The organism is Saccharothrix deserti (assembly GCF_009769385.1).
Classification (GTDB): Bacteria; Actinomycetota; Actinomycetes; order Mycobacteriales; family Pseudonocardiaceae; genus Actinosynnema; species Actinosynnema deserti.
The window spans coordinates 67913-94134 of record NZ_VKAB01000024.1; the positions used below are offsets into that span (position 1 = coordinate 67913).

21 protein-coding genes are annotated in these 26222 nt (G+C 70.4%); 6 read left to right on the forward strand and 15 right to left on the reverse strand.

Features of this window, described 5'->3' with window-relative positions:
• Positions 1 to 66 precede the first annotated feature (66 nt).
• Positions 67 to 2043 carry an endo-1,4-beta-xylanase gene (locus FM051_RS32690; RefSeq protein WP_158850177.1) on the forward strand — a complete coding sequence of 659 codons (1977 nt, stop codon included), beginning with the start codon at positions 67 to 69 and terminating at the stop codon, positions 2041 to 2043.
• Here the strand turns inward: FM051_RS32690 and FM051_RS32695 are convergent.
• Together FM051_RS32695 and FM051_RS32700 are read right to left on the reverse strand one after the other, a co-directional pair.
• On the reverse strand, positions 1997 to 2227 hold the full coding sequence (locus FM051_RS32695) for a hypothetical protein (protein ID WP_158850179.1): 231 nt from the start codon (positions 2225 to 2227) through the stop codon (positions 1997 to 1999). The genes FM051_RS32690 and FM051_RS32695 overlap by 47 nt on opposite strands.
• Entirely contained in the window at positions 2228 to 2746 is a 519-nt protein-coding gene (locus tag FM051_RS32700) for a hypothetical protein (protein WP_158850181.1), read from the reverse strand.
• A gap of 192 nt (positions 2747 to 2938) precedes the next feature.
• Here FM051_RS32700 and FM051_RS32705 point away from each other — a divergent pair, with 192 nt between their 5' ends.
• Entirely contained in the window at positions 2939 to 3553 is a 615-nt protein-coding gene (locus tag FM051_RS32705) for a superoxide dismutase family protein (RefSeq protein ID WP_158850183.1), read from the forward strand.
• A gap of 301 nt (positions 3554 to 3854) precedes the next feature.
• Here FM051_RS32705 and FM051_RS32710 read toward each other — a convergent pair whose 3' ends face one another.
• From FM051_RS32710 to ilvD, 5 genes are all read right to left on the reverse strand, one after another.
• Positions 3855 to 4763, reverse strand: coding sequence for a S1C family serine protease (locus FM051_RS32710; protein WP_158850185.1), 909 nt, complete (start codon positions 4761 to 4763; stop codon positions 3855 to 3857).
• Positions 4764 to 4916: 153 nt separating this feature from the next.
• Positions 4917 to 6137: an SGNH/GDSL hydrolase family protein gene (locus FM051_RS32715; RefSeq protein WP_158850187.1), complete on the reverse strand. Its 1221-nt coding sequence runs from the start codon at positions 6135 to 6137 to the stop codon at positions 4917 to 4919.
• 196 nt (positions 6138 to 6333) lie between these two features.
• Positions 6334 to 7485, reverse strand: a complete 1152-nt coding sequence (locus tag FM051_RS32720; RefSeq protein ID WP_158850189.1) for a glycosyltransferase — start codon at positions 7483 to 7485, stop codon at positions 6334 to 6336.
• A 251-nt stretch (positions 7486 to 7736) separates the two neighbouring features.
• On the reverse strand, positions 7737 to 8459 hold the full coding sequence (locus tag FM051_RS32725; protein ID WP_238412813.1) for an SAM-dependent methyltransferase: 723 nt from the start codon (positions 8457 to 8459) through the stop codon (positions 7737 to 7739).
• Between the two features lie 103 nt (positions 8460 to 8562).
• Complete coding sequence (gene ilvD / locus FM051_RS32730; protein ID WP_158850193.1) at positions 8563 to 10260, reverse strand: dihydroxy-acid dehydratase; 1698 nt, start codon at positions 10258 to 10260, stop codon at positions 8563 to 8565.
• A 649-nt stretch (positions 10261 to 10909) separates the two neighbouring features.
• Between ilvD and FM051_RS32735 the strand changes: the two genes are divergently transcribed.
• Entirely contained in the window at positions 10910 to 12454 is a 1545-nt protein-coding gene (locus FM051_RS32735) for a sialidase family protein (RefSeq protein WP_158850195.1), read from the forward strand.
• 5 nt (positions 12455 to 12459) lie between these two features.
• On the opposite strand, the gene FM051_RS32740 is transcribed toward FM051_RS32735, so the two are convergent.
• A complete protein-coding gene (locus FM051_RS32740) occupies positions 12460 to 13635 on the reverse strand; it encodes a PucR family transcriptional regulator (RefSeq protein WP_238412814.1) in 1176 nt (391 codons plus the stop codon).
• Between the two features lie 304 nt (positions 13636 to 13939).
• Here FM051_RS32740 and FM051_RS32745 point away from each other — a divergent pair, with 304 nt between their 5' ends.
• Complete coding sequence (locus tag FM051_RS32745) at positions 13940 to 15139, forward strand: YncE family protein (protein WP_476655323.1); 1200 nt, start codon at positions 13940 to 13942, stop codon at positions 15137 to 15139.
• A gap of 80 nt (positions 15140 to 15219) precedes the next feature.
• Here FM051_RS32745 and FM051_RS32750 read toward each other — a convergent pair whose 3' ends face one another.
• From FM051_RS32750 to FM051_RS32775, 6 genes are all read right to left on the reverse strand, one after another.
• Positions 15220 to 16740: an RICIN domain-containing protein gene (locus tag FM051_RS32750; protein ID WP_158850199.1), complete on the reverse strand. Its 1521-nt coding sequence runs from the start codon at positions 16738 to 16740 to the stop codon at positions 15220 to 15222.
• A gap of 37 nt (positions 16741 to 16777) precedes the next feature.
• On the reverse strand, positions 16778 to 18904 hold the full coding sequence (locus FM051_RS32755; protein WP_158850200.1) for a beta-galactosidase: 2127 nt from the start codon (positions 18902 to 18904) through the stop codon (positions 16778 to 16780).
• Between the two features lie 36 nt (positions 18905 to 18940).
• A complete protein-coding gene (locus tag FM051_RS32760; RefSeq protein WP_158850380.1) occupies positions 18941 to 19759 on the reverse strand; it encodes a carbohydrate ABC transporter permease in 819 nt (272 codons plus the stop codon).
• A 32-nt stretch (positions 19760 to 19791) separates the two neighbouring features.
• Positions 19792 to 20730, reverse strand: coding sequence for a carbohydrate ABC transporter permease (locus FM051_RS32765; RefSeq protein ID WP_158850201.1), 939 nt, complete (start codon positions 20728 to 20730; stop codon positions 19792 to 19794).
• A gap of 67 nt (positions 20731 to 20797) precedes the next feature.
• A complete protein-coding gene (locus tag FM051_RS32770) occupies positions 20798 to 22177 on the reverse strand; it encodes an ABC transporter substrate-binding protein (RefSeq protein WP_158850202.1) in 1380 nt (459 codons plus the stop codon).
• A gap of 188 nt (positions 22178 to 22365) precedes the next feature.
• A complete protein-coding gene (locus FM051_RS32775) occupies positions 22366 to 23421 on the reverse strand; it encodes a LacI family DNA-binding transcriptional regulator (RefSeq protein WP_202919136.1) in 1056 nt (351 codons plus the stop codon).
• A gap of 203 nt (positions 23422 to 23624) precedes the next feature.
• Between FM051_RS32775 and FM051_RS32780 the strand changes: the two genes are divergently transcribed.
• The gene (locus FM051_RS32780) at positions 23625 to 24098 is read left to right on the forward strand and encodes a GNAT family N-acetyltransferase (protein WP_158850205.1); all 474 of its coding nucleotides are present in this window, start codon (positions 23625 to 23627) and stop codon (positions 24096 to 24098) included.
• A gap of 162 nt (positions 24099 to 24260) precedes the next feature.
• Positions 24261 to 24656 carry an ATP-binding protein gene (locus tag FM051_RS32785; RefSeq protein ID WP_158850207.1) on the forward strand — a complete coding sequence of 132 codons (396 nt, stop codon included), beginning with the start codon at positions 24261 to 24263 and terminating at the stop codon, positions 24654 to 24656.
• Between the two features lie 21 nt (positions 24657 to 24677).
• Here the strand turns inward: FM051_RS32785 and FM051_RS32790 are convergent, their stop codons facing one another.
• Entirely contained in the window at positions 24678 to 26081 is a 1404-nt protein-coding gene (locus FM051_RS32790) for a serine/threonine-protein kinase (protein ID WP_158850209.1), read from the reverse strand.
• Between the last annotated feature and the right edge of the window lie 141 nt (positions 26082 to 26222).

Here is a 26222-nt window from a genome sequence, read left to right on the forward strand (position 1 = left end):
TTATAGTCCGGGCGAGATGACTCTGGGAGCGCTCCCAGAGCTTGCCCGACGGAAGAGGGATTCTCGATGAGGAGAGTTCTCGCCGGTGTGCTCGCGACCTCGGTCGTGGCCGGCCTGGTCACGATGGCAGCGCACGCGAGCCCGCAGACCGCGGCCGACGAACCCGTGGTGGTCGTCTCCAGCACGTTCGACGACGGCACGGCCCAAGGCTGGACGTCCCGCGCCAGCGAGGTGGTCGCACCGAGCACCGCCGTCGCCCGCGGCGGCGCGCACAGCCTCGCGGTCACCGGCCGCACGGCCAACTGGCAGGGCCCTTCGCTCAGCCTGCTGGACAAGGTGCAGAAGGGCATCCGCTACGACCTGTCGGTGTGGGTGCGCCTGGCGGCGGGCGAGGCGGCGACGCAGGCCCGGCTCTCCGTCGAACGCCGCACCGCCGGCACGCCGAGCTACGAGTCGGTGGTCGGCAACACCAACGTCACCGCCGACGGCTGGGTCAACCTCAAGGGCACCTACACCCTCGCCGCCGACGTCGACTTCTTCACCACCTACGTCGAGATGAACAGCGCCACCGCGGCCCTGCACATCGACGACTTCACCCTCTCCTACACCCCGCTGCCGCCGATCCAGACCGACATCCCGTCGGTGAAGGACGTGCTGGCCGACCACTTCAAGGTGGGCGCCGCCGTCGAAGTCCCGCAGATCCTGAACAACCACGGGCAGTTGCTCGCCAAGCACTTCAACTCCATCACCATCGGCAACGCGCTCAAGTGGGACGCCACCGAGCCCACCGAGGGCACGTTCCGCTTCACCGACGCGGACACCATCGTCGCCTGGGCCAAGGCCAACGGCACGGCCGTGCGCGGACACACCTTGCTGTGGCACCAGCAGACCCCGGCGTGGGTGTTCAAGGACGCCGCCGGCAACGACATGACCGCGACACCGGAGAACAAGGCCCTGCTGCTCGCCCGCCTGGAGGCCCACATCCGCGCCGTCGTCGGCCACTACGGCGACGACATCCCCGTGTGGGACGTGGTGAACGAGGTCATCGACGAGGCCCAGTCCGACGGCATGCGCCGCAGCAAGTGGTTCGAGATCACCGGGCTGGACTACCTCCGCACCGCGTTCCGGGTGGCCCGCGAAGTCGCCCCGAACGCCCAGCTGGTGATCAACGACTACAACACCAACGTCCCGTCGAAGCGCGACAAGCTCTACGACCTGGTCGTGCGACTGCGTGCCGAGGGCGTGCCGATCGACGCGGTGGGCCACCAGATGCACGTCAACGTGCAGTGGCCGTCGCTGGCCGAGACCGAGGCGATGCTGGCCAAGTTCGTGCCGCTCGGCGTGGACCAGCAGATCACCGAGATGGACGTCTCCATCTACACCGACAGCAGCCAGTCCTACCCGACCCCGCCGCGCGAGGTGCTGCTCACCCAGGCCCACCGGTACCGCGACTTCTTCGAGCTCTACAAGCGGTATTCCGACGACATCAGCTCGGTGACCTTGTGGGGCCTGGCGGACGACGGCACCTGGCTGGACAGCTTCCCGGTGACCCGCAAGGACCACCCGCTGCTGTTCGACACGCGGTTGCAGGCGAAGGACGCCTACTGGGGTGTCGTGGACCCGAGCCAGATCGGCGGCCCCACCACCACGACGACCACTACTACAACCACCACCACGACCACCACGACGACGACTGCGCCGCCGTCGAACTGCACGGTCGCGTACACGACCGTCGGCCAGTGGCAGGGCGGTTTCCAGGGCGAGGTGCGCATCACCAACCGGGGCACCACGGCCATCACCCCGTGGACGGTCGGCTGGTCCTTTGCGGACGGTCAGCGGATCACCCAGCTCTGGGGCGGCGTCCACACCCAGGACGGCGCCGCGGTGAACGTGCGCAACGCGTCCTGGAACGGCACCATCGCGCCGGGCGGCTCGGTGGCGTTCGGGTTCCTCGGCAGTTGGACGGGCGCCAACACCAAGCCGACCGCGTTCACCCTCAACGGGGTGGCCTGCCAGACGCCGACCGGCTCAGGCCGGAGTTGACGCCCACCCGCAACTGGGTGAGGTCGACGGTCTTGCCCGCGCCGGCACTCGGCGCGGGCAACGGACGTTCGGCCGCCTCGGCGAGCAGGTCGTCGATCACCCGATCGACCTCGAACGCGCAGTCCCGGCGGGCGAGGCACCAGTCGCGGAGCCGGGGCAGAGACCTGAGCCCGGGGTGAGCCAATCAGCCCTCGATCACGTTGTGGTAGCGGATCGGCGTGTAGGTGTTCGCCGTCGCCGCCGACCACTTCCGCTCCACGGGCGGGGCGCCGTCGGGGCCGGTCTGCTCGCGCACGACCGGCTCCGACCTCGCGCCGTCCGCCCAGCGGACGAACAGCGCCGCGTGGTAGGAGTTGGTGAGAGCGTCACCCGGACGCAGGTCCGCGCGCGGTATCTCGCTCGCGACCTGGCGGAGCGTGGCCGTGGTGTGGGAGTGGGTCAGGCCCCACGCCATCGACACGTAGCCGGAGCAGTCGGTGCGGTAGTTGCCGTACTCGTTCTGGTGACAGGCCTGTTGGCTGTACGGCACCCGTGCGTCCAACCAGGACTGTGATCGGGCCTGCGTCTCGCTGCGCGAGGTCGCACGGTCCTGCGGCGTGGTGCCGCACGCGACCGTAGGCCCGGGATCGTCGGCCGCGTGCGCGACCGGTGCCTGGAACGTCGCCGTGCAGACCAGGACGGCGATCAGGGTGCGCGTGTTCATCGATTTCCCTTCGGGTCGCGTGTGCCGCGGACGCCGCGGCGTTGGCAACACGGAGGTTTCCCGTCGTTCTCCGATGTAGTGCCGAACCACCCACCAGAGTGATCTGCCACGCGTGGCCCGTGTGGCGCGGGTTTCGCGGGGAGGGGCGAGGTAGTAGGACGGTGCTCGTAGCGGACGTCGAAGGGAACCGATATGCGCATCGTCATCGTCATGGCCGCGCTCTGCGCCGCGGCGGGGTGCGGCAGCAGCGACCCCGGACCGGCGCAACCCGCGCAGACACAACCCGCGCAGACCACGACGTCCGAGCCTGCGGCGTCCACCCGGCACACCGGGACCCTCGCCCCGGTCGAGGCGGCCGACACGGCGTTCACCTACAACCCGGCCGTCGCGCCGCCGGGCGCCGAACTGGAACTGGAAGTGGTCGAAGCCGACAGCATGACGACCGTGCGCCTGAGCGTCGACCGGCTGCTACCGGACCGCGGCTACGCCATCCACGCGCACACCCAGCCGTGCGGCCGCGTCGGCACCGACGCGGGTCCGCACTACCAGCACGAGATCGACCCCGCCGCGACACCGGACAAGCCGTCGGTCGACCCGGCCTACGCCAACCCGCAGAACGAGATCTGGCTCGACCTCACCACCGACGGGCAGGGCAGCGGCTCGACCGAGGCCACGGTGCCGTTCGTGTTCGGCGACCGCGTGCCGGCCTCGATCGTGGTGCACGAGCAGCAGAAGACGGCGACCGAGCACGGCAAGGCGGGCACCGCGGGCGCGCGGCTCGCCTGCTTCACCGCACCGTTCCGCTGACCCCCGCGCGGCTCAGTCGCCGCTGGTGCGCTCGGCGATGACGGTGTGACGGTGGTGTACCAGGTGCCGTTCTGTCGGCCGGGGCCCGACCGCATCACGGTCGGCGCGAATGGGGGCCGGCTCCAGGGGCGACAACGTCTCCGGGCGCGGTGGGAACGGGTAGTCCTCCGGTCGCGCCTGCACGCCGACGGCGAGGGCGAACGTCGCGTCGGGCAGCATCGGCCCGGCCGACGAGGAGCGGCTGCGGCGGGAGGTCGCGCGGGTGTAGGTGTGCCGGCGGTTCGCGATGGGGTCGGCGGGGTCAGCTGGACAGTTCGGTGGGCGTGGCGATGACGTCGACCATGGCGCCGTTGCGCAGGACGGTGACCGGTAGCGGCAGGCCGATGGCTTCGGCGAAGAGTTGCCGTTGGATGCCCTGGGCGTCGCTGACGGGTGTCCGCGCCACGCTGAGCACCAGGTCGCCGTCGCGCAGGCCTGCTCGTTCGGCCGGGCCGCCGGGCACGACGTGCACCAGCCGCAGACCCGCGTTCTGCCCGGTGCGGGCGGCGACGTCGTCGGGCAGGGGAGCGGGGGCGCCGACCACGCCCAGGTAGGCCCGGCGCACCCGGCCTTCGATCATCAGCGTCGACAGGATCCGCTCGGTGGTGCTGTTCATCGGGATCGCCAGGCCGAGGCCGATGCCCGCCAACGCCGTGTTGATGCCGACCACCTCGCCCGCCGAGTTGGCCAGCGCGCCGCCGGAGTTGCCCGGGTTGAGCGCCGCGTCGGTCTGGATCACGTCCTCGATCACGCGTCCCGCCCGGCCGTTGCTGACCGGGACCGCCCGGCCCAACGCGCTCACCACGCCTGCGGTCACCGAACCGGCCAGGCCGAGGGGATTGCCGACCGCGATGACGAGTTGGCCCACCTGGAGGCTGTCGGCGTCACCGAACTTCGCCGCGCCGGGCGCGTCCGCCGAGGCCTTGAGCACCGCCAGATCGGCCAGGGGATCGGTGCCGACCACGGTGAACGGCGACTCGGAGCCGTCCGCGAACACCGCCGTGCCCGCCTGCCCGCCGCCCACGACGTGCGCGTTGGTCAGCAGGTACCCATCGTCGGTGAACACCACCGCGGAACCCGTGCCGCGCCTCATCCGGACGCTGGCCACGTGCGGTGTGACCGACTTCGCCACGGCTATGACCGCCTGCGAGTAGGCGTCCAGCGGATCCATCGGCGCCTCCCGGATTACACGATTACACCTCAATCGTGCGCTCAGGGCCAGCGTGCTGTCCGGGGCGTTCGCCGACAGCGGACTCGCTGCACAGCACCGCCCTGGACAGCACGTCCCGGACAGCACGCCCCGGACAGCACGGCCGGGTTCGGGTCAGCTGCGCAGCAGCATCGCCAGGTCGACCGCGTTCGCCATGGCTTCCGTGCCCGCGTCGTTCGGGTGCAGGCGGTCGCCGCTGTCGTACGCCGGGTCGAGCGTGGCCGGGTCGCCGGGCACGGCGGTCGCGGCGGCGAAGTCGACCACGCCGTCGAACTCGCCCGACGTGCGGATCCAGTCGTTCAGCGTCCGCCAGGTCGCCTCGCGCTCCTCGGTCCAGATGAACGACCCCTTGAACGGCAGGACCGTGCCCCCGTACACCTTCACGCCCTTCGCCCGCGCCTGTGCGATCACCTCGCGGTGCCCCGCGATCAGGTCCGCGGCGGACGCGCTGTAGCCGATGTCGTTCACCGCCTCCAGCAGGATCATCGCCTTCACGCCGGTCTGCGACAGCACGTCCCGCTGCACGCGCGTCACGCCCGCCACGCCGTAGTACGGCTCACCCTCGCGGTCGGCGATGAGGCGGTTGCCGCCCAGGCCCGCGTTCACCACGGACAGCGTCCTGCCGGGCACCGCGTTCAGCCGGCGGGCCAGGAAGTCCGGCCAGCGGCGGTTGGCGTTGCCGGTGGTGTTGGCGGTGTCGGTGATCGAGTCGCCGAACGCCACGACCGTGCCCGCGACCCGCTTGGCGGGCTTGACGTCCACGCCGTTCACGACCATCCAGCACGGGGTGCCCTGGAACCCGCCCGACAGCACGCCGGTCCGGTCGCCCGGCGCCAGGTAGTTGCCCTGCGCGGTGAACGGGTGGTTGGTCAGCGGTCCGGTGGCGTGCGGCACGTACGCGCTCACCAGCAGGGTGGACAGGGCTTTCACGTCCAACGCGACCGGGTCGCTGAAGATCTCCTGACCGGCCGGCACCGAGACGCCCCGCCTGCCCTTGAACGTCAACGTGCGCAGCGTGCCGGGCACCGCCGCGTCACCGGACGCCTGCACCGCGACCGAGGCGCGTCCGACCTGCAACGGCGTGGTGCCGAACGCGTTGGTCAACCGGACCCGCACCGACCCGCCGCCGGCGCTGAGGAACACCACGTTGCGCACGGTCTGGTCCTGCAGACCCTTGCCCGCCGGGCAGTCGCTCCAGGGGATCTCGCTGCCGACCACGGGACTCGCCGCCCAGCCGGCCACCCAGGGCTTGCCGTGCGCGGCGGCGGCCGGCTGCACCGCCGCGGTCGCCACGAGCGCGGCTATCACGGCCAGCTTCACCACGTGTCTTGCCATGAAGGACTCCCTACGCCAGTCGTCATTGGTGGCGTCGCCGACGTTGGCAGCGATCAAATTAACCGGTCAAGTAACCCACGACGAGTGGTGTAAGAGTTGCGATGAGTGGTTCGACTTAACGCTTAAGTTGACGTGTCGGGTCAACGCCGTGTCCGCCTGACCGCGCGACCCGGGCGCGGTCAGGCGGACAAGCGGTTCAGGCGTAGTCGGGCAACGTGTGGGCCACGTCGTGCGGTGACGGCATGGCGGCCACCTCGGCGGCGATCGACCGCGCCGCACCGAGCACGGCATCGTCGGTGAGCAGGTGCCGGGCCTTGGCAGCGATCGCTTCGGCGGTGATCTCGTCACCCGACAGCCGGTCGCCCAACCCGCCCCCGACCACCATCTCGGCGTTGCTGAACTGGTCCGCACCTTGCGGTAGCAGGAGTTGCGGCACGCCCGCGCCGAACGACCCCATCGTCGTGCCACTCCCGCCGTGGTGCACCACGAGGTCCGTGTGCGGCAGCAGGTCGGCCTGCGGCACCCACGGCAGCACGACGACGTTGTCCGGCACCTCACCGAGCGCGTTCACGTCCACCGTCGGCCCGGAGGCCACGAGCACCCGCGCGTTCAACGTCGCCAGGCCCTCGATCGCGGTGCGCAGCACGCCCGGGTCGCCGAACGCCGTGCCCAACGTCAGGTACACCAGCGGTTCACGGTGTTCGAGGACCCACGCGGGCAGTTCGCCCGGCTCGGTGAACGGCACCGGCCGCAGCGGGATCCGGTTCGGCGTCGCGGCCAGGAACTCCCGGTCCTGCACCGACGGCGGGCAGATGTCGATGTAGGGGTTGCCCAGCAGCATGTACCGGTTGTCGTCGTCGGTCATCTCGACGCCGAGGTCCGCGGCCACATCGGCCAGGTGTTTCCACACGTCCGCGGCGAGGTCGTCGCCCTTCCAGATCCGACCGAACGAGTGGCACAGCGCCGGCACGCCCGCGAGCTTCGCGGCCAGGCCCGCGCCGACGTTGCCCACTTCGTGCACGACCAGGTCGGGCTTGCGGTCGGCGATGACCCGCCCGACGTCGTCGGCGAAGCGGCGCGGCAGCACCGAGCCGAAGACCTGCGAGATCAGCGTCGGCATCACGTCCCGGGGGGTGCCCAGCGCGGCGCCCTCGGTCGCGATCCCGAACGCCTCGCGCATGTCCACGCCGCCGGTGACGTGCTCGATGCCGCGTGCGGTTAACGCGTTGGCAAACGCTTCCCCGTTGACGAAGATGACATCGTGACCGAGCTCGCTGGCGGCGATCGCGAGCGGCACCAGGGGATAGGTGTGTCCGTGCGCGCTGAGGCTTGAGAAGAGGATTTTCACTGAATCGAGCCTAGCGAGATTTTTTCCACAGCGGGTGAATTTCGTCCGTTCGGAGCCTTCACGCGATGAAGATCACTGTGGGGGTGCGCCGCAAGATGCCCCGGGTCGCCGCTGACCGTCAACGGCGGCCCGGGGGTCGCCGTGCTCGTCGGCGCCACCGCGAAGTACACCTGCTCAACCGTCCACAACGGACTGATCAGGCGGCTCGACTTCGTGGTGGCGCCGGACGAGCTGCCGCGCGAGCTGGAGGTCTAGGGCGTGGGCCGGAGCACGAGGGTGACGAACCCGAGCACGCCGCGGTAGCCGTTGAGCCAGCTGTCGCGGTGGGCGGCGGAGGTGGCCAGCGCCTGTCCGCTGTCCGGGTGGTCGGGGTGGTCGAGCGCCCAGGCGGCCAGCGAGCCGGTCCAGCTCCACTCGTACTCGTCCCACTCCGCCAAGGTGCTCACGTGCCCGTGCACCGGCGTCCACCCGTCGGCGACCACGCGGGCGACCGTGGTCGGCAGGTCGGCGTACTTCTGCGGGCCGTCCTCCAGTTCCGCCCGGAGCGCGGGGTCCGGCTCGCGCTCCCAGAAGCAGTCGCCGAGCACGACCACCCCGTCCTCGGCGAGGTGGCGGCGTGCGGCGGCGAGCGCGGGCAGCAGCTCACCGAAGGCGTAGGCGGCGCCGATGCTGAGCACCACGTCCGCCTTGCGGGGCGACCGGTACTCGACCACGTCCTGTTGGACCAGGTCGAGCCGGTCGCCCACGCCGAGCCGGTCGGCCTCCGCGCGGGTCCGGTCGAACCCCGCATCGGAGATGTCCACGCCCACTGCGGTGATGCCCTCGTGCAGCTGCGCCGCGCGCAGGAGCCAAGCGCCCTCACCACAGCCCAGGTCGAGCAGGTGGGCGTCCGGCCGACGGATCGCCCGATCGAGGAGGTCCGTCACCGTGAGGTCGTTGACGGGTGCGGCGATCGGGTGATCCGCGTGCGTCAAGGTGCTGAGTGTCTGTCGATCCACGACGGAGTGCCTAACACACCGCCCGGACGCCCCGCGCCTCCTTTAATCGCCCGCAGATGATTGCCCGCAGACCGCGTAGCTACCCGCAGACCGCGCCGTTGGAAGCCGAGCCGACGAGCTTGGCGTACTTCGCCAGCACACCGCGCTGGTAACGGGCGGGCAGCGGCTCCCAGCCGTCACGGCGGGCGGCCAACTCGGCGGGGTCGACACCGATGTCCAACGTGCCGTTGGCGACATTGAGCGAGATCGGGTCACCGTCGCGGACGAACGCGATCGGCCCGCCGTCCGCAGCCTCCGGCGCGACGTGGCCGACGCACAGGCCGGTCGTGCCGCCGGAGAACCGGCCGTCGGTGAGCAGCAGGACGTCCTTGCCCAGCCCCGCGCCCTTGATCGCCGCCGTGATCGCGAGCATCTCCCGCATCCCCGGCCCGCCCTTCGGGCCCTCGTAGCGGATGACCACCACGTCGCCCGCCGTGATCGTGCCGTCTTCCAGCGCGTCCATCGCCGCGCGTTCCCGGTCGAACACCCGCGCCGTGCCGGTGAACACGTCCGAGTCGAACCCGGCCGACTTCACCACCGCGCCGTCCGGCGCCAGCGAGCCGCGCAGGATGGTGATGCCGCCGGTCCGGTGGATCGGCTCGCCCATGGCTCGCAGCACCGTGCCGTCCGGGTCGGGCGGCGCGATGTCGGCCAGGTTCTCGGCGACCGTGCGGCCGGTGACGGTCAGGCAGTCGCCGTGCAGCAGACCCGCGTCCAGCAGCGCCTTCATCACCACGGGCACGCCGCCGATGCGGTCGACGTCGGTCATCACGTGCCTGCCGAACGGCTTCACGTCCGCCAGGTGCGGCACCTTCGCGCCGATCCGGGAGAAGTCGTCCAGGCTCAGCTCCACCTCGGCCTCGTGCGCGATGGCCAGCAGGTGCAGCACCGCGTTGGTGGACCCGCCGAACGCCATCACCACGGCGATCGCGTTCTCGAACGCCTCACGCGTCATGATCTGCCGGGCGGTGATGCCCTTGCGCAGCATCTCGACCACCGCCTGACCGGACCGCCGGGCGAACCCGTCCCGCCGCCGGTCCGTCGCGGGCGGCGCCGCGCTGCCCGGCAGCGACATGCCCAACGCCTCGGCCGCGCTCGCCATCGTGTTCGCCGTGTACATCCCGCCGCACGCACCCTCACCAGGGCAGATGGCCCGTTCGATGAGGTCGACGTCTTCACGGCTCATGAGCCCCCGGGCACACGCCCCGACCGCCTCGAACGCGTCGATGATCGTGACCTCGCGCTCGCTGCCGTCGGTCAGCGTGACCCGGCCGGGCAGGATCGAGCCCGCGTAGAGGAACACGCTGGCCAGGTCCAGCCGGGCGGCTGCCATCAACATCCCGGGCAGCGACTTGTCACAGCCCGCGAGCAGCACCGACCCGTCCAGCCGCTCGGCCTGCATGACCGTCTCCACGCTGTCCGCGATCACCTCGCGCGACGCCAGCGAGAAGTGCATCCCCTCGTGGCCCATCGAGATGCCGTCGGACACCGAGATCGTGCCGAACTCCAACGGGTAACCGCCCGCCGCGTGCACGCCGTCCTTGCTCGCCTTCGCGAGCCGGTCCAGTGACAGGTTGCACGGCGTGATCTCGTTCCACGACGACGCGACACCGATCTGCGGCTTGACCCAGTCGTCGTCACCCATGCCGACCGCCCGGAGCATGCCGCGCGCGGCGGTCCGCTCCAGGCCGTCGGTCACGTCGCGACTGCGGGGCTTGATGTCGGGGGTCTCGTTCATGCGCCGAACCTAACGTCCCGGAACGGGCATCGCATCGGTGCCCCGCGGGATCTGGGAAGTCGCTCGACCGAGTGAATCAGAGGGCGTGACTGTTCCGGCGGCCTGCCACGGGTACACAGGGCGCGAAGAGGGGGGGGCGGTTTGTCGCGTTTCACGGTTCTGGCCGACCGTTGTTGGGACGGCACGAGTGAGCGACCGTCCGGTCCCACGGCGATCTTCGTGGAAGGCGCCGAGGTAGTCGCGGTGGACCGGGTCGGGCCCGTCCCGTTGTCGGGTGAAGTGATCGCGCTGGGCGACACGACCCTACTGCCCGGCCTCATCGACTGCCACGTGCACGTGGTCGACGGGCGCAGCGATCTGCAACCGTGGCGTACCAGATCGGCGCCACGGCGGCACCGCGACCTCGGAGGGAAGCCGCCGCGCCCGCGGGCGCACCCGTGCGCGACGACGCCGTGCAGCTCCGGGAGACGGCCACCTGACCGCACCTGACCGCACGTCGGCCGGCACCCGGCCGATCGCGGCAGCCCAACGTGGCCGGCATTTCACTGTGCGCATTTCCGTGTAACGCAGGTCACAGGCCGTTCGACCTCCCGAAGGGGCGAAACGGGAAGGCGGTTGGATCATGTCTCTGCGCCATCCAGCAGCGATCATGACGACAGTGGGCCTGTTCACCATCGCGGTGGGCGCGTCGGCATCGGCGGCGGTGGGGCCGCTGAGCCAGGCGAGCGGGCCCGGCACTTTCGCGCCGAACTGCAACGGCGCGCCCCAGGGTGGCGTGACGTACCGCGATTCCGAAGTGGAACCGTGGGTCGATGTCAGCCCGATCGACCCCGAACGCCTGATCGGCGTGTACCAGCAGGACCGCATCTCGACCGGCGGCGCCAACGGCCTCGGCACGAGCGTGTCCGATGACGGCGGCGCGACGTGGACGCAGCTGGGCGTCGGGACCCTGCCCACGTTCTCCCGCTGCGCGGGCGCGGCGCCGGGCAGTGTCGGCGACTACGAACGCGCGACCGACCCGTGGGTCACGTTCGGCGTCGACGGCCACGCCTACCAGATGAGCCTGTCGTTCAACGACACCCGCGACCTCGCCAACGCCATGCTGGTGAGCGAATCCACCGACGGCGGTCTGACCTGGGGCCCGCCGAAGGAACTGATCCGGGACACCGACCCCAGCGTGTTCAACGACAAGAACTCGATGACCGCCGACCCGCACGACGCGAACAACGTCTACGCGGTGTGGGACCGGCTCGTGTTCCCGAACGAACGCGCCAGTGGCGTCTCGCACACGACCGCGGCGGCGTTCCGCGGCCCGACGTACTTCACCCGGACCACCGACGGCGGCGCGACGTGGGAACCGGCCCGCAACATCTTCGACCCCGGCCAGAACGACCAGACCATCGGCAACCAGATCTCGGTCACCGGCCAGGGCGACCTCGTCAACGCCATGACCGTGTTCCGCAACGACAACGCGGTGGGCAGGCAGGGCGCCACGGTGTCCGTCCTGCGCTCGTCCGACAGGGGTGCGAGTTGGACCGGCGAGATCCCGGTGAGCCGCCTGGGCACGGTCGGCGTCGTGGACCCGCGTGACGGCACGCCGGTCCGCACGGGCGACATCATCCCGTCGATCGCCACCGACGAGCGGCCGGGCCACGACGAGGTGTACCTGGTGTGGCAGGACGCCCGGTGGAGCGGGTTCCAGCGCGACCAGATCGCGTTCGCGAAGTCGACCGACGGTGGCCGCACCTGGTCGTCACCGGTCCGGATCAACGCGGTGTCCTCGACGCAGGCGTTCACCCCTGCCGTCGAGGTGGACGACGCCGGCAACATCTCGGTCACCCACTACGACTTCCGCAACGACACGATCGCGAGTGAGTCCCTCGACACGGACGTGTGGTCCCTGAGGTCGAGCGACGGCGGCGCGACGTGGAGCGAGGAGCGGGTGAGCCCGTCCTCCTTCGACATGCGCCAGGCGCCGTTCGCCCGCGGCTTCTTCGTCGGCGACTACATCGGCACGGCGGCGACAGGGGCGGCGTTCAAGCCGTTCTTCACGATGTCGACGCCGGCCACCGACACCTTCGGCACGACCGCCGAAGCGCCGTTCCCGCCGGCGACGATCACACCCGAGCCGTCACCTCCGGGCCTGGGCAACGCCGCTTTCCCGATCCAGCGGGGCAGGCCGACCCCGGCGTGAACCTGTCACAGGCGCGGTGCCCGGTGATCGAGCCAATGGCGCAAAGCCCACCAATGGCGCAACGTGGCCAGGACGGTCGACGGGTTCTCCGCGGTGCTGTCGTCCCACGGTGTGCCGGTGATCTCCGCGAGCCGGTCGAGCCGGTACCGGACGGTGTTGGGGTGCACGTGCAGTGCGGTCGCCGTGTGGCCGAGGCGCTGTCCGTGGTCGAGGTAGACCAGGGCCGTGGAGACCAGTTCGCGGTGGAAGTCGTCGTCGTGGTCGAGGCCGACGAGCGTGCCGCGCAGCAGGTCGGCGAGCACGGGCTGGGAGGCCAGCGCGACCTCGCCGGACAGGTCGGTCAGGTCGTGCACGCCCCGCAGGCCCGATCGGCTCGCGATCCTCAGGGCCGCCACGCACAGCGGGTGGACGTCGCGCATGACCGCGAGCCCGACGGCGGGCGCCGCCACCAGCAGGGCGTCCGGGGCGACGTCGGCCGTGGTCGGTAGGCGTGCGGCCAGTCCGGTCAGGCGTCCCTCCACCAAGCCGTAGACGCCGCCGCAGCCCAGCAGGCGTTGCTCCAGGGCGCGCGCCTGGTCCGGCTGCGTGACGTCGGAGACCAGGCAGTGGTAGAGCCCGTCGGACGACAGGCCGGCGCGGCGCACCTCCTCGGGCTCCGGCGGCGTGCCGTCGCCGTGCAGGAGCAGCCGCCGCAGCAGGTGCGTGTTGACGTCCCGGTTGGTGCGCGACAGTTCGAGCTCGGCGGTGTGGTAGCCGTTGATGACGTGGCGTTCCAGGGCGCCGGTGTAGCGGTCGAGCTCGACCATCCCCTCCAGGATCACCTCGTCGGGCACACCCGCGGCCCGGCTCCGGGCGATGGCGATCCGCATGGCCTGGGTGCGGCCCGCCTGCACACCGCGCAGCAGGCTGTCGATGGCGATGCCCTGCGCCGCGCGGTCGGCGCCCAGCGTCTCGGCGGCCTCGAAGTCCTGTTCGTCGGGTTCACCGGACCGTTCGAAGAAGTCCAGCCCGGTGGCGAGCAGGACCTCGACGTGCCGGCGGTTCTCCGCTTCCGGCAGGGTGGCGACCTCGGGGGAGTGGCTGCGGGCGGCCCGGACCAGCTCGTCGACCACGCGGCCGTCGGTGGCCATGCCCCTGAGCACCTGTCCGAGCAGGCGACCGCTGTCTTGCGCTGTCGACACGACCCCTCCTCGCGTCCGACGTTGTGGCAGTGGCATAACGGGCACCCCGACTCGTTGGCCATCGGCCCCTACCGCCGACGCGTCGCGAACCGGTATCTATTGCTACTGAACGGTAACAGCTCGCTCGCGACTCGGCGTCGAACGTCATCGGTGGCGCTCTCGGGCCGGCGTGGACGAATCGACCCTGCACGGACGTGACAGATATCCGTACCGATTTGGAGCTCTCGTGAGCAAGAAATCCGTTTCGAAAGGGCGGAAGCGCGCCCGCACCGCGCGTCTGCTCGGCGTCGTCGCCACCTGCGCCCTGGTCGCCACCGCTGCCCCTGCCGCGGTCGCCGCCCCGCCGTCGGGCGCCGCGCTGCGCGAGGTGATGTTCGTCGGCAACAACTGGGACGGCACCGCCGACGTCATCGCCTCCAGCGGCAACTTCGCCCGCATCGCCCGGGTGAACATCATCCCGGACAAGGAAGAGCGGCTCTGGGAGATCTACCTCAACCCGATCAAGCTGGCGTTCTTCCTCGGCATCCGGTCCGGCCCCGGTGAGGGCCACGACCAGTTCGTCGACGACATGTACACCACCCCGGACGGCAGTGCCGTGGTCGCGTCCCGGCCCAGCTTCGCCGACGTGGTGTCCATCGACCTCGCCACCGGCCGGGTCAAGTGGCGCTTCCCGGTGTCGGGCTTCCGCTCCGACCACATGGCCGTCTCCCCGGACGGGCGCCGGGTCGCGGTGTCCGCCTCGACGTCCAACACGGTGCACGTGCTCGACATCGAGACCGGCCGCGAGGTCGGCTCGTTCGGCACCGGCGACAAGCCGCACGAGAACGTGTTCACCAACGGCGGCCGGTACCTGTGGAACATGTCGATCGGCGAGGTCAACACCGCGCTCGACGACCCCGCCATGGACTTCACCAAGGGCGACCGCCGCATCACCGTCGTCGACGCCGCCACCTTCCAGCAGGTGAAGGTGATCGACATGAGGCAGCGCCTGGACGCGTTCGGCCGCTCGGACCTGTCCGACTCGGTGCGGCCCGTGGCGTTCACACCCGATGAGTCCAAGCTGTACTTCCAGGTGTCGTTCTTCCACGGCTTCCTGGAGTACGACGTCGCCACCGACCGCATCACGCGCGTCAAGGAGCTGCCGAAGAACCCGAACACCAGCCCGGACCGCACCACCTGGGTCAACGACTCCCGCCACCACGGCATGTCGATGAGCCCGGCCGGCGACAAGCTGTGCATCGCCGGGACGATGGACGACTACGCCGTGATCATCGACCGGGCGACCCTGCGCGAAGCCCCGCCGGTGACCGCCTCCAAGCCGTACTGGGCGACCGTCAGCGGCGACGGCCGCAGCTGCGTCATCTCCGAGAGCGGCTCCGACCAGGTCACCGCGATCGACTTCGCCACCGGCCGCAAACTGGTCTCGGTACCGGTGGGCGACCACCCGCAGCGAGTCCGCATCGGCCACGTCCCCACCGGCTGGACCGGCCCCGCGACCCGCTGACCGCGATCACGGAGACGTTCGAAGCACCAGGAAGCCCGGCCCTCGAGATCGAGGACCGGGCTTCCTGCCTGAGCGAGGTGTCAGATCTGCACGAGCTGCCACTGCTGGTCGAGTGATCCCGTGTCAGCCCATTGCACGACCTGGGCGCCGTCCGCGGTCGAACCGCCGAGGACCGACAGGACCTTGCCGCTGTGCCGGGCCACGATCTTGTAGTACGACCCGACCGGGACGAGTTGCCACTGCTGGTCGCCGCCGTAGTTCTCGACCCACTGCACGGCTCGCGCACCGTCGGCGGTGCTGGTTTCCCAGACCGACAGGACCCGGCCGCTGTTCCGGTTGAACAGGGTCCGGTACCCGCCGCCGACATCGGTCACGTGCCAGTGCTGGTTCGCGCCGCCGTTGTCGGCCCACTGCACCAGGTTCGCCCCGTCCCGGAGGTCCGCCTGGTAGGCGTCCAGTGCCTTTCCGCTGCGCCGGTTGACGAGCTTGTAGTACGGACCGGCGGAGTGGCCGAGGTCCACGTCGCCGTAGCGGACGGTGTTCGGCGTGTCGGTCCAGAACCCGTCCACCGACAGGATCAGCACCCGACCGGTGCCGGCCACGTACTGCAACATGCGGCTGTAGCCCTGCGGCATGAGGGTGCGCATCGGTGTCCACGCACCAGCGCCGTTGTTCGTGTTGACCCGGACGTCCGTCGAGCCGTACGAGTTGTAGACCAGACGCCCGTTCGGCAGCGTGATGACCATGGGGCTGCCGCCGTGGTCGATCGTCGTCCCGCCGTTGCCGGAGTTCCACGATTCCGGGTTCGCCGAGATCTTGAAGTTGTTGGGCGTGTTGGACTGCCCGACCATTTCGAACACCATGAGGTACTGGCCGTTGGCCATGCGCGTCACGATCGGCATGCCCGGACGCAGGGCGCGGTCCGCCATCGCCACGTCCTCGACCACCGGGCCCCAGTTGACGCCGTTCGTCGAGGTCTGGTGCACGATCTTCTGGTCGTGGTCCGCCTTGTCGCGTTCGTCGGAGTAGTACACGATCAGCCGGTTGTTGGCCACGAGCATGTACGGCTCCCAGATCGGCGTGGGGTTCGCGCTGCCCCACTGGCCGCCGCCGAGCGCCACCTCACTGACCCACGACCAGGTCTGACCCTCGTTGTTGCTCCGGTAGAGCTGGACCGCGGTGGCCGACCGGTCGGGCGGCGAGGAGATGCCGGCCAGCAGCAGGGTGCCCGCCGGCATCGTGCCGATCTGCTGCGGCAGCACGTAGAGGTGCGGGTTGGTCCAGTTGCCCCACCGGCGCGGTGACGTGTCCGCGACCGATGACGTCCGCGCCCACGACGCACCGTTGTCGGTGCTCGTCCAGATCGGGAACGTCATGTTCTCCAGCGGCTGGTTGTTGTCCTCGTACGTGGCGACGAGCCTGCCGCTGGGCAGTTGCACCGATTTGGCGTAGGTGAAGCAGTACGGGCGGGTGCACGATCCCGACGGCGACACCAGCACCGACGGGCCGTAGGCCTGAGCCGGGACCACCGTCAACATGCTGCCGACCAATGCGAGCAGCACCGCGAGCAACCACGCCCTTGGCTTCTGCAGCGACTTCATTGTCTGCTCCTTACTCGATCGGAACCGATGTCAGGGGTCAGCCGACCTCGGCGGCGACGAACACGCGCACGTCCCACGGGCCGAGGTCGAGTGCCGTGCCTGCGGGGACGGAACCGCCGTCCAGGACGTCGGACAGCTCCACGGGGGCCTCGACGCGCACGGGCTCCCAGTTCCAGTTGTGCACCACGTGGACGCGGCGTCCGTCCGGGGACGTGCCGGTCGTCGCGGTGACGGACGCCGGGAGGTCCCGCCACCCGCTCACGGCGGCAGGTGCCATCCACCCGGCCAGTGCCCGCGCGAGGTCACGTCCGGGCACCGTGCCGACGTAGGTCACGCGGCCCTCGCCGTGACGGCGGGTCGTGACGGCCGGCCAGCGACCGAAGTGCGGGTGGTCGTACTCCACCAGCACGTCGGCGTCGACCACGGTGAGGCCGTCGGCCCACTGCGTCGCCGTCGCGTTCTCCGGCAGCCCGAACGGGCCGTCGGGCACGGCACGAACCGGGACTTCGCGACGCAGGTTGCTGAACTCGTCGTAGCGGACGCCCGCGGCGTCGACCAGGCGTCCCGGTGCCGGCTCGTGGCGCGCGCGGGCCTCGTGATCGGCGTACGCGGTCCGCGGACCGAGGACCAGGTGGCCGCCCGCCTCGGCGTAGGCGGCGAGCCAGTCGACCGTCGCGTCGTCCACCATGTACAGCGCCGCGGCGACGAGGACGGGGTGGCGGCGCACGGCCTCTTCCGGCGTCATGCCCTCCCGCTCACCGCGCGGGTCGTGCAACTGCCGGGCGTGGACGATCCGCACCTGGCGGCCCGCGTCGAAGGCGCCGCGGTAGAAGGGGTCGAAGATCCGGTGGTAGGAGGCGGGATCGGGGCCGCCGTCGGGCGTCGACAACGGCGGGTACTTCTGCATGAGCCACTTGCTCGGCGTCGAGTAGACCATCGTGATGTCGGCGTCCGGTTCGAGCCCGGCGACGAGCGGGCCTGCGGTGTCGAACTCGGCACCCAGGCGGGCCAGCTCCGCGTAGGTCCGGCCAGGCTGACCGCTGTGCGGCAGGATCCCGCCCCAGTACGTCTCCGCGCCGAAGTGCAGCGTGTGCCAGTGCCAGTACTCGATCATCCGCGCCCCGCGTGAGACGAGCGCCCACGCGGCCTGCCGCCACTGGCCGTCGAAGGCGGGGCGGTTGTCCCACGCGAAACCGATGGACTGGGCGTTGGTCTCGGTGACCAGGAACGGTTCCTGGCGCGAGGAGAACATCCAGTCCGCGGTCTGGTGCAGCGCCCAGACGCCGGTGGTCTTCCACTTCTGCTCGAAGTCGTCGGGCGTCCGGTCGGGCAGCGCGAGACCGTCCTGCATGTCGTAGTACGGGTTGCCGGTGGCGATGTCGAGCCGGTCGGTCAGCTCGTCGTCCTCCACGGCGGGCCGGGTGTAGGAGATGCACGTGGTGACGAACTGGTCGGGGCTCGCGTACTCGCGGACGATGTCGGCCTGCCACCCGATGAACTCGGTCGTCTGGCGCGCCTGGAACTCCCGCCACGCGACGTCGTACTGGGGCTGGAAGTTGCCGTCCGGCGTCCACAGGTCGGCCCACGTGGAGAGGCGGTGCGACCAGTAGACCAGGCCCCACTCCTGGTTGAGCGTCTCGACGTCGCCGTAGGTGTCGCGCAGGTGGTCCACGAAACGCTGGAAGACGCCGTGGTTGTGCAGCAGTTCGTTGCCCGGCTCGTTGTCCACCTGGAACCCGATGACCGACGGGTGCCCGGCGTACCGGCCGACGATCTCGCGGATCACCCGCTCGGCGTGGAACCGGAACGCGGGGTGGGTGAAGTCGACCTCCTGGCGGGCGCCCCAGCCGATGCGCTGCCCGGTGGCCCGCTCACCCGTGATCTCCGGGTAGAGCCGGGCCAGCCACGGCGGCACCGCGTAGGTGGGCGTCCCGAGGATGACCGAGATCCCGCGGGCGTGGGCGCCGTCGAGCACCGGCTGGAGCCAGTCGAGGTCGAAGCGCCCGTTCTCCGGCTCCCAGGTCGACCAGACCGACTCGCCGACCCGGATGACCGTGAAGCGCGCGTCGACCATCAGGTCGAGGTCGGTCTTGAGCCGTTCGTACGGTTGGTACTCGTGGTAGTAGGCGGCGCCGAAGAGAACGCGGGCGGGCAGAACCGCCATGGGGGAACCTCCGAAGGGGATCGATGTGGGGGCGCGTCAGCCCTTGACGCCACCGGTGGCCAGACCGCTCTGCCAGTACCGCTGGAGCAGGAGGAAGGCCACGACGAGCGGGACGACCGAGAGCGTGGAGCCCGTCAGGAGGAGCGCGAGCATGTCGCTGTTCGCACCGGACCCGCCTCCGACGGCCTGGGAACCCCAGGAGGCGAGCCCGACCGTGACGGGGTACAGGCTCGGGTCGTTGAGCATGATGAGCGGGAGCAGGTAGTTGTTCCAGGTCGCGACGAGCGTGAAGAGCACGACCGTCACCAGGCCCGGTGCCAGCAGCCGCATGACGATCCGGAAGAAGATCCGGACCTCGCTCGCCCCGTCGAGGCGGGCGGCCTCCAGGATGCTGTCCGGCACGGCGTCCTGCGCGTAGACGCGCATGAGGTAGAAGCCGAAGGGGCTGACCAGCGAGGGCAGGATGACGGCCCACGGGGTGTTGACCAGGCCCACCTGCGCGAAGAGCAGGTAGGTCGGGATCGCCAGGGCGGTGGTCGGGACCATGATCGCGCCGAGCACCGCGTTGAACGCGGCGCTGTGACCGCGGAACCGGAACTTGGCGAACCCGTACCCCGCGGCGGCGGCCAGGAGTGCGGCCCCGAGCGCGCTGACCACGGCGTAGACGACGGTGTTGAGCATCCAGTGCGCGAAGATGCCGCCGTCGTGGGTCAACGTCCCGTAGATGTTCGTGAACAGTCGCGGGGAGTCCGAGAACCACAGCCCGAACGTCGTGAACAGGTCCTCGGTGCTCTTGGTCGAGGCGACGACCAGCCAGAACAGCGGCAGCAGGAAGTACGCGAGCGCGGCCAGCATGGCGATCGTCAACGGGGTGCTGCGCCGACGGGTCACGGTGTCCTCCTGCGGTTCGCGGTGAGCAGGACGGCGTAGGAGACGATCACGATGACCAGCCCGAGCAGGAAGGACACCGCGGCCGCGTAGTTGGTCTGCTGGCCGGTGAAGGCGAGCGTGTAGGCGTAGAGGTTCGCGGTGTAGGCGCTGTCGATGACGTCCGGGGCGATGCGCTGCAACAGGTTCGGCTCGTTGAACAGCTGGAAGCTGCCGATCACCGAGAACATCAGGGCGAGCAGGAGCGCCGGCCTCAACGCGGGGAGCTTGATGGACCAGGCGATCCGCCACGCGCCGGCCCCGTCCACCGCCGCCGCCTCGTAGAGGTCCCCGGGAATGGCGCGCAACGCCGCGTACAGGATGATCATGTTGTAGCCGACGAACTCCCACGTCACCACGTTCGCCAGGCTCCCGAGCATCCAGCCCTCGCTGAGGAAGCGCGGCACCGGCAGGTCGAACGCCCGGCTCAGCTGGGCGAACGGCCCGTAGTCCGGCCCGTAGAGGTACCCCCACATGAGCGAGGCGACCACGCTCGGGACGGCGTACGGGACGAAGATGCCCAGCCGCACCACGCGGGCGAGCCGCACCAGGCCGCTGTCGAGCGCCAGCGCGAAGAGCAGCGCCAGCAGCAGCATCACGGGAACCTGGATCACGAAGAACGTCGCCACCCGGACGACCCCTCGGACGAGGAGCGGGTCCTGGACGGCCTTCAGGTAGTTGTCCAGCCCGACGAACGTCGTCCCGCCGACGATCTTGGTCTGGAACAGGCTGAGGTAGGCGGCGTAGCCGAGCGGAGCCAGGAAGAGCACGAGGAAGAGCACCAGGAACGGGGCGGCGAACAGCGCCCCCGTCGCACCGTTGCGCGCGCCGACGCGCCGGTGACGGGTCGCGGCCGCTCGCTGTGAGTCCTCATAGGACGCCGCGGTTGTGGCGGTCATCGGGGGCCTTTCTGCGGTCGGAACTGTCCGGTGGCGGGTCCCGCGCCGGCGCGGGACCCGCCGGCCGTCACGAACCCTTGACGGTGAAGCCCTGGTCCTTGGCGAACGTGGTGATCCGCGACTGCCACTGGTCGAGCGCCGCGACGGTGTCCGCCTTGCCCGCGAGGGACTTGCCGACCGTCTCGGTCCAGTCCGTCACCACCTGGTCGAGGAACGGCGGCCACCCGAACGTGGGGTTGACCGTGGTGCCGATGTCGGCGAACACCTGGTTCACCTGCTGCCCGCCGAAGAACTCCGGCGCGTCACCGACGTAGCTCGGGTCCGAGAGGAGCGCCTTCGTCGCCGGGAAGAAGAACTGCTTGGTGGCGAACAGCTTCGCGCTCTCCGGGTCGCTGTTGAGGAACTGCGCGAACACCGCCGCCGCGATGGGGTTCGCCGTGGTCTTGATGACCGCGCTGGTCGAGCCGCCCCAGTTGCCCGAGCTGGGCGCGGACGCGTCCCACTGCGGCAGCGGCGCGGCCCGCCACTTGCCCGTGGTGGACTTCGCGGAACCGGCGAGGAACACCGGCCCCCACGCCGCGGTGATCCAGGTGGCGTACTTGCCGTTGTTCAGCGCGGCGAACCACGCGTCGGTGAAGTCCGGCTCCGCGCCGATGACGCCTTCCTGGGCGAGCCCTCCCCAGTAGCGCGCCAGCTTCTTGGACGCCTCGTCGTTGACGCTGATGGCGATGTCGCTCTTGCCCGAGGTCACGTACGGCTTGGCGCCCGCCTGCCACAGCAGGCCGTGCCACGGGGCCGCGTCGCTGGTCGAGAGGTTGGTCAGGTAGATCTCCGGGTTGGCCGCGTGGAGCTTGCGCGCCGCGTCGGCGAACTCGTCCCACGTCTTCGGCGGCTGGATCCCGTACTGGTCGAAGATGTCCTGCCGGTACAACATCCCCATCGGACCGGTGTCCTGCGGGATCGCCCAGATCTCGCCGTTGGGGCCGGTGACCTGCCCCCACGTCCAGTCGACGAACTTGTCCTTGAGCGCCGACGCGCCGTACGGCCGCAAGTCCAGCAGGCTGTCCATGATCGTGAACGTCGGGATGTACTGGTACTCGACCTGCGCGACGTCGGGGGCGCCCGTGCCGGCCTGGAGCGCCGTGCGCAGCTTCGTGTACTCCGGCGTGCCGCGACCGGCGTTGACGACGTTGACCTTGATGGCCGGGTACTTCTTCTGGAACAGCGCGACTTCCTGGTCGATGTCCGGGACCCAGGTCCAGAACGTCAGCTCGGTCGGGGTGGACATCGCCTTGTCGATGTCGGCCTGGCTGACGGGACCCGCGGCGGCGGTGGAGCCGGTGTCGGCGCCGCACGCGGCCAGCGCGGCGCTCAACGACACCGCTCCCGCCGCGGCGAGGAAGAATCGACGGCTCACCAAGGGGTGGCCGGGTACGGATTCGGGCATGGCTGAACTCCCGTCGACAGGGAAGCGTGACCGGCACGCGAAGCGGTGGCGTGCAGGCGGATGCGGTGCGGATGCGAAGAGGGGGACGTGGCGACTCGGGTGTTCGGCACGTCTGCACGGCCGGTGTGGGGACCGGCTTCGGGATCACGTGGTCGGCGTCTCGCTCGGGTGATCGACGCCGACCAGTGCTAGCGGGATAACCCCCTGTTCGAGCTCGGCGTGCGCCGCCCGCGTGCCGGGGTCGTCCGGGGCGGTGGTGGCGCGGTCGAGGAACGGACGATCAGGTCGACCGGTTGGTCGATCGCCGGCGGCGGATCCGCCTCCGGCTTCTCGATGGCGTGCACGAGGAGGTTGAGCCCTTCCTCGGCCACGGCGTCGAACGGCTGGCGCACGGTGGTCAGGGGAGGGGTGACGAAGGCCGAGAGCGGGATGTCGTCGAAACCGACGACGCTGACGTCGTCCGGCACCCGCCGGCCGGCTTCCAGCAGCGCGCGGATCACGCCGATCGCCATGTCGTCGTTCGCGGCGAACACCGCGGTCACGACAGGATCGGCGGCCAGCTCGCGGCCCGCGGCGTAGCCGGACGCGGCCGACCAGTCGCCCTCGACGACCGGCGGTTGATCGAGGCCGCGTGCCGCCAACGCGGCCCGCCACCCCTCCAGCCGATCCCTGGCGGCGTACCACCGCTGCGGACCGGCGACGTGGTGGACGGTCGCGTGGCCCAGATCCAGCAGGTGCTCGGTGGCCACCCGTGCCATCAGGTCGGAGCTGACCCCGGCGGTCACCACCCGGGGGGCGGCGAACGACGGCGGCGCACCGAGGACGAGGACGGGCACGTCGACGCGGGTGGAGGCCGGCCCCTCGTCGATCGGCTCGGAGATGACGATGCCGTCCACGCCCTGGTCGAGGAGCGAGTCCACGGCGCCGGCGGCGCCTGCCGGGTCGCCCTCGACCGTGTTGACCACGCGGATCGCGTAACCCGTGTTCCGTGCGGCCCGCTCTATGCCCATGAGCAGGGACACGGGCCCGTACAAAGCGGTACCGAGCGTCACCACGCCGATGGACCGGGTTCGTCCGGAGGCGAGCGCCCGTGCCGCGTTGTTCAGGCGGTAGCCGAGGGCTTCGGCGGCTTCGAGGACGCGGCGGCGGACTTCGACGGAGACGTACGGCTCGTCGTTGAAGACCCTGGACACGGTCTTCTGCGAGACCCCTGCCATCCGGGCTACGTCCACACTGCGCGGCATAGAGGAGTCCCCACTCCGTCCAAGCTGTCGCGTCATGGTAACTCCCGGTGGCCGCTCTGCCGATCTTGCCAGGTCAGTCGCTCTGACTGCGTAGTCATGTCTACGCAGTCAGACCTCTTCCCGTCAAGAGCCGGCAACACAACCGCAACCCGCTGATAGGTTTGGCCAACCGGACCGGCCGGGGCGCAGTGGGGGAGAAAACAGTGGCAGAGGTGGCATTGCGGCCGATCGAGGATTCCGACCTCGACGCGCTGTTCGAGCAGATGCGCGACCCCGAGGCGGTCCTGATGGCCGCTTTCACCGCCGAGGACCCCGACGACCGCGAAGCGTTCGACGCCCACATGGCGAAGGTGAGGACCACCGACGGCACCACCGTTCGCGCGGTGACCCGCGACGGGCGACTCGTCGGCAGCATCGGGAGCTTCGTCGTCGAGGGTGACACCGAGGTCACCTACTGGATCGACCGTTCGGCCTGGGGACAGGGGATCGCCGGTCGCGCCCTCGCCCTGTTCCTCGACGTGGTCCCGGTCCGGCCGCTGCACGCCCGCGCCGCCAGCGACAACCTCGGATCGCTCCGAGTCCTGCGCAAGGCGGGCTTCACGGTGGTCGGCACCGAGGTCTCCTACGCATCCGCGCGGAAAGCCGAAACCGAAGAGACCATCCTGCGTCTCGAGTAGCCGGGACTCTGCCATCATAGGTGGTCGGGTCGTCTGAATCGTTTCGGCGCGGGTGCGGGACAGAGGCGTCGTCGGTGTCACCGTTTGCCGTTGTGGCCATGGGGAACCCGACCGCTGCGCCTTGAGACCGCAGGGCGTACCGGTTGTTGGAAGGCACATGCTGTGGACGTTGTCGAACTGTCCCCTCGTCACGTCGAGTTCGACTTGGGGGACAGCGTTCCGCCGATGCGCCGTGCGCGGAGGTGGATCGCCGAGAACGTGCCGGACCTGGACCAGTCGCGGCTGCTCGACCTGCTGTTGATCGCCGACGCGCTGTTGACCAACGCCTTCGAGCACGCCTTGGGGCCCCGCAGGCTGCGGCTGAGCTACCCGCAGGACGGGCGCGTGGTCCGGGTGGAGGTCGCCGACGGCAGCCCGGAACGGCTGCCGGTGCTCGGCAAACTGGGCGGACTCGGGGTGCGGCACCGCGGTCTGCTGCTGGTCAACCGGTTGTCGTCACGCTGGGGCGTGGACCCCCACGCCGCCTACAAGACCGTGTGGGGCGAAGTCGCGGCTTGAGTTCCGTGGCGGCTTGAATCCTCAGCCGTTGCCGCTCTTGCCGCCGCCGCGTTTCTTGTCGTCCTTCTCGTCGTCGCCCTCGCCTTCCTCGTCCTTCTTGTCGTCGTCGATGCGCTGGGAGGACAGGACTTCATCGGAGTCGATCAGCGGCCGGCCATTTTGGACGACGAGTCCCAGCCGGTGCGACTCGCGGAACCTCTTGCCCTCCGCACCGGTGTAGTCGATACCGACCGTGACGGTGTCGGTACCGGAGGCTGCGGGCGGTGAGCTGATGCCGAGGTCCTTGACGTCGCGCCAGAACTTCTCGTACTGCTGCCTGCCCTGCTCTTGCAGACGAGGCCCGAGCCGGTCCCAGGCCTGAGCGGTGTTCTTCGGCAGCAGCGCGTAGTAGTCCGCTACTGCCTGTTCGAGCCGCGCGGGGGCCAGAGCGGTCGGTCTGGCCGTCGACGTGGCCGTCGGCGTGGCCGTTGCGCCCGTGTTGTCCGAGCCCCCGGTCGCCAGCACCAAGCTCAGCACGACCAGACCGACGACGGCCACGGCACTCAGCGCGACGAGACGTCCACGCCCGAACGCCGATCGCGGTGGCGGGCCGGCCGGGTGCAGGTCGAGCCGGGTCGGCGCGGGTCGCGGCGCGCGCAGTCGGTCGGCGACCTGCGCCATGGTCGGCCGGGTGGCGGGGTCGGTGCGCAGCACGTCCGACAGCACGTCGGTCAGCGGTCCCGCCTGCGTCGGAGGGGCGAAGCGGCCCGCGGCCACGGCGTGCAGCAGGGCGATCGCGTTGTCCCCGTCGCCGAACGGCGGACGTCCCTCCACCGCCGCGTACAGGGTGGCGCCGAGGGCGAACACGTCGGAGGCAGGCCCCGGTTCGCCGCCGCGCGCCACCTCGGGTGACAGGTACGCGGGCGTGCCGGCGAGCAGACCGGTCCTGGTCACGGTGACGTCCCCGACCGCGCGGGCGATGCCGAAGTCGGTGATCTTCGCGGTGCCGTCGTCGGTCAGCAGGATGTTTCCCGGTTTGACGTCGCGGTGCACGATGCCGGCCGCGTGCGCGGCGGCCAGCGCGCCCGCGATCTGCGCCCCGATGCCCATGACGTGCTCGGCGGGCAGGGCGCCGTGTGCCGCGATCCGGTCGGCCAGGGTCCGCGCGGGCAGGTACTCCATGACCAGCACCGGTCTGCCGTCCTCCTCGACGACGTCGTGCACGGTCACCGCGTTCGGGTGCTGCAACCGGGCGGCGATGCGCCCCTCCCGTGCCGCACGCCCCACCGCCTCGACCGGATCGGCGCCGTCGGGCACCACGAGTTGCTTGAGCGCCACCACCCGGTCCAGGCGTTCGTCGAACGCCTGCCACACCACGCCCATCGCACCGGCGCCGACGCGTCGGCGCAGCCGGTACCTCCCGGCCACCAAGCGCCCCTCGTCCATCACCAGCACCCCGCCCTTTCCGGCACACCAACCGCACAAGCTTATGTACCCGGGCAGTGGGAACCGATCACGACTCCGGCGTCGTCAACGTGCTTCTGCCCCGCACCGATGTGGCGCGGGGCAGAAGCAGGGCACATACCC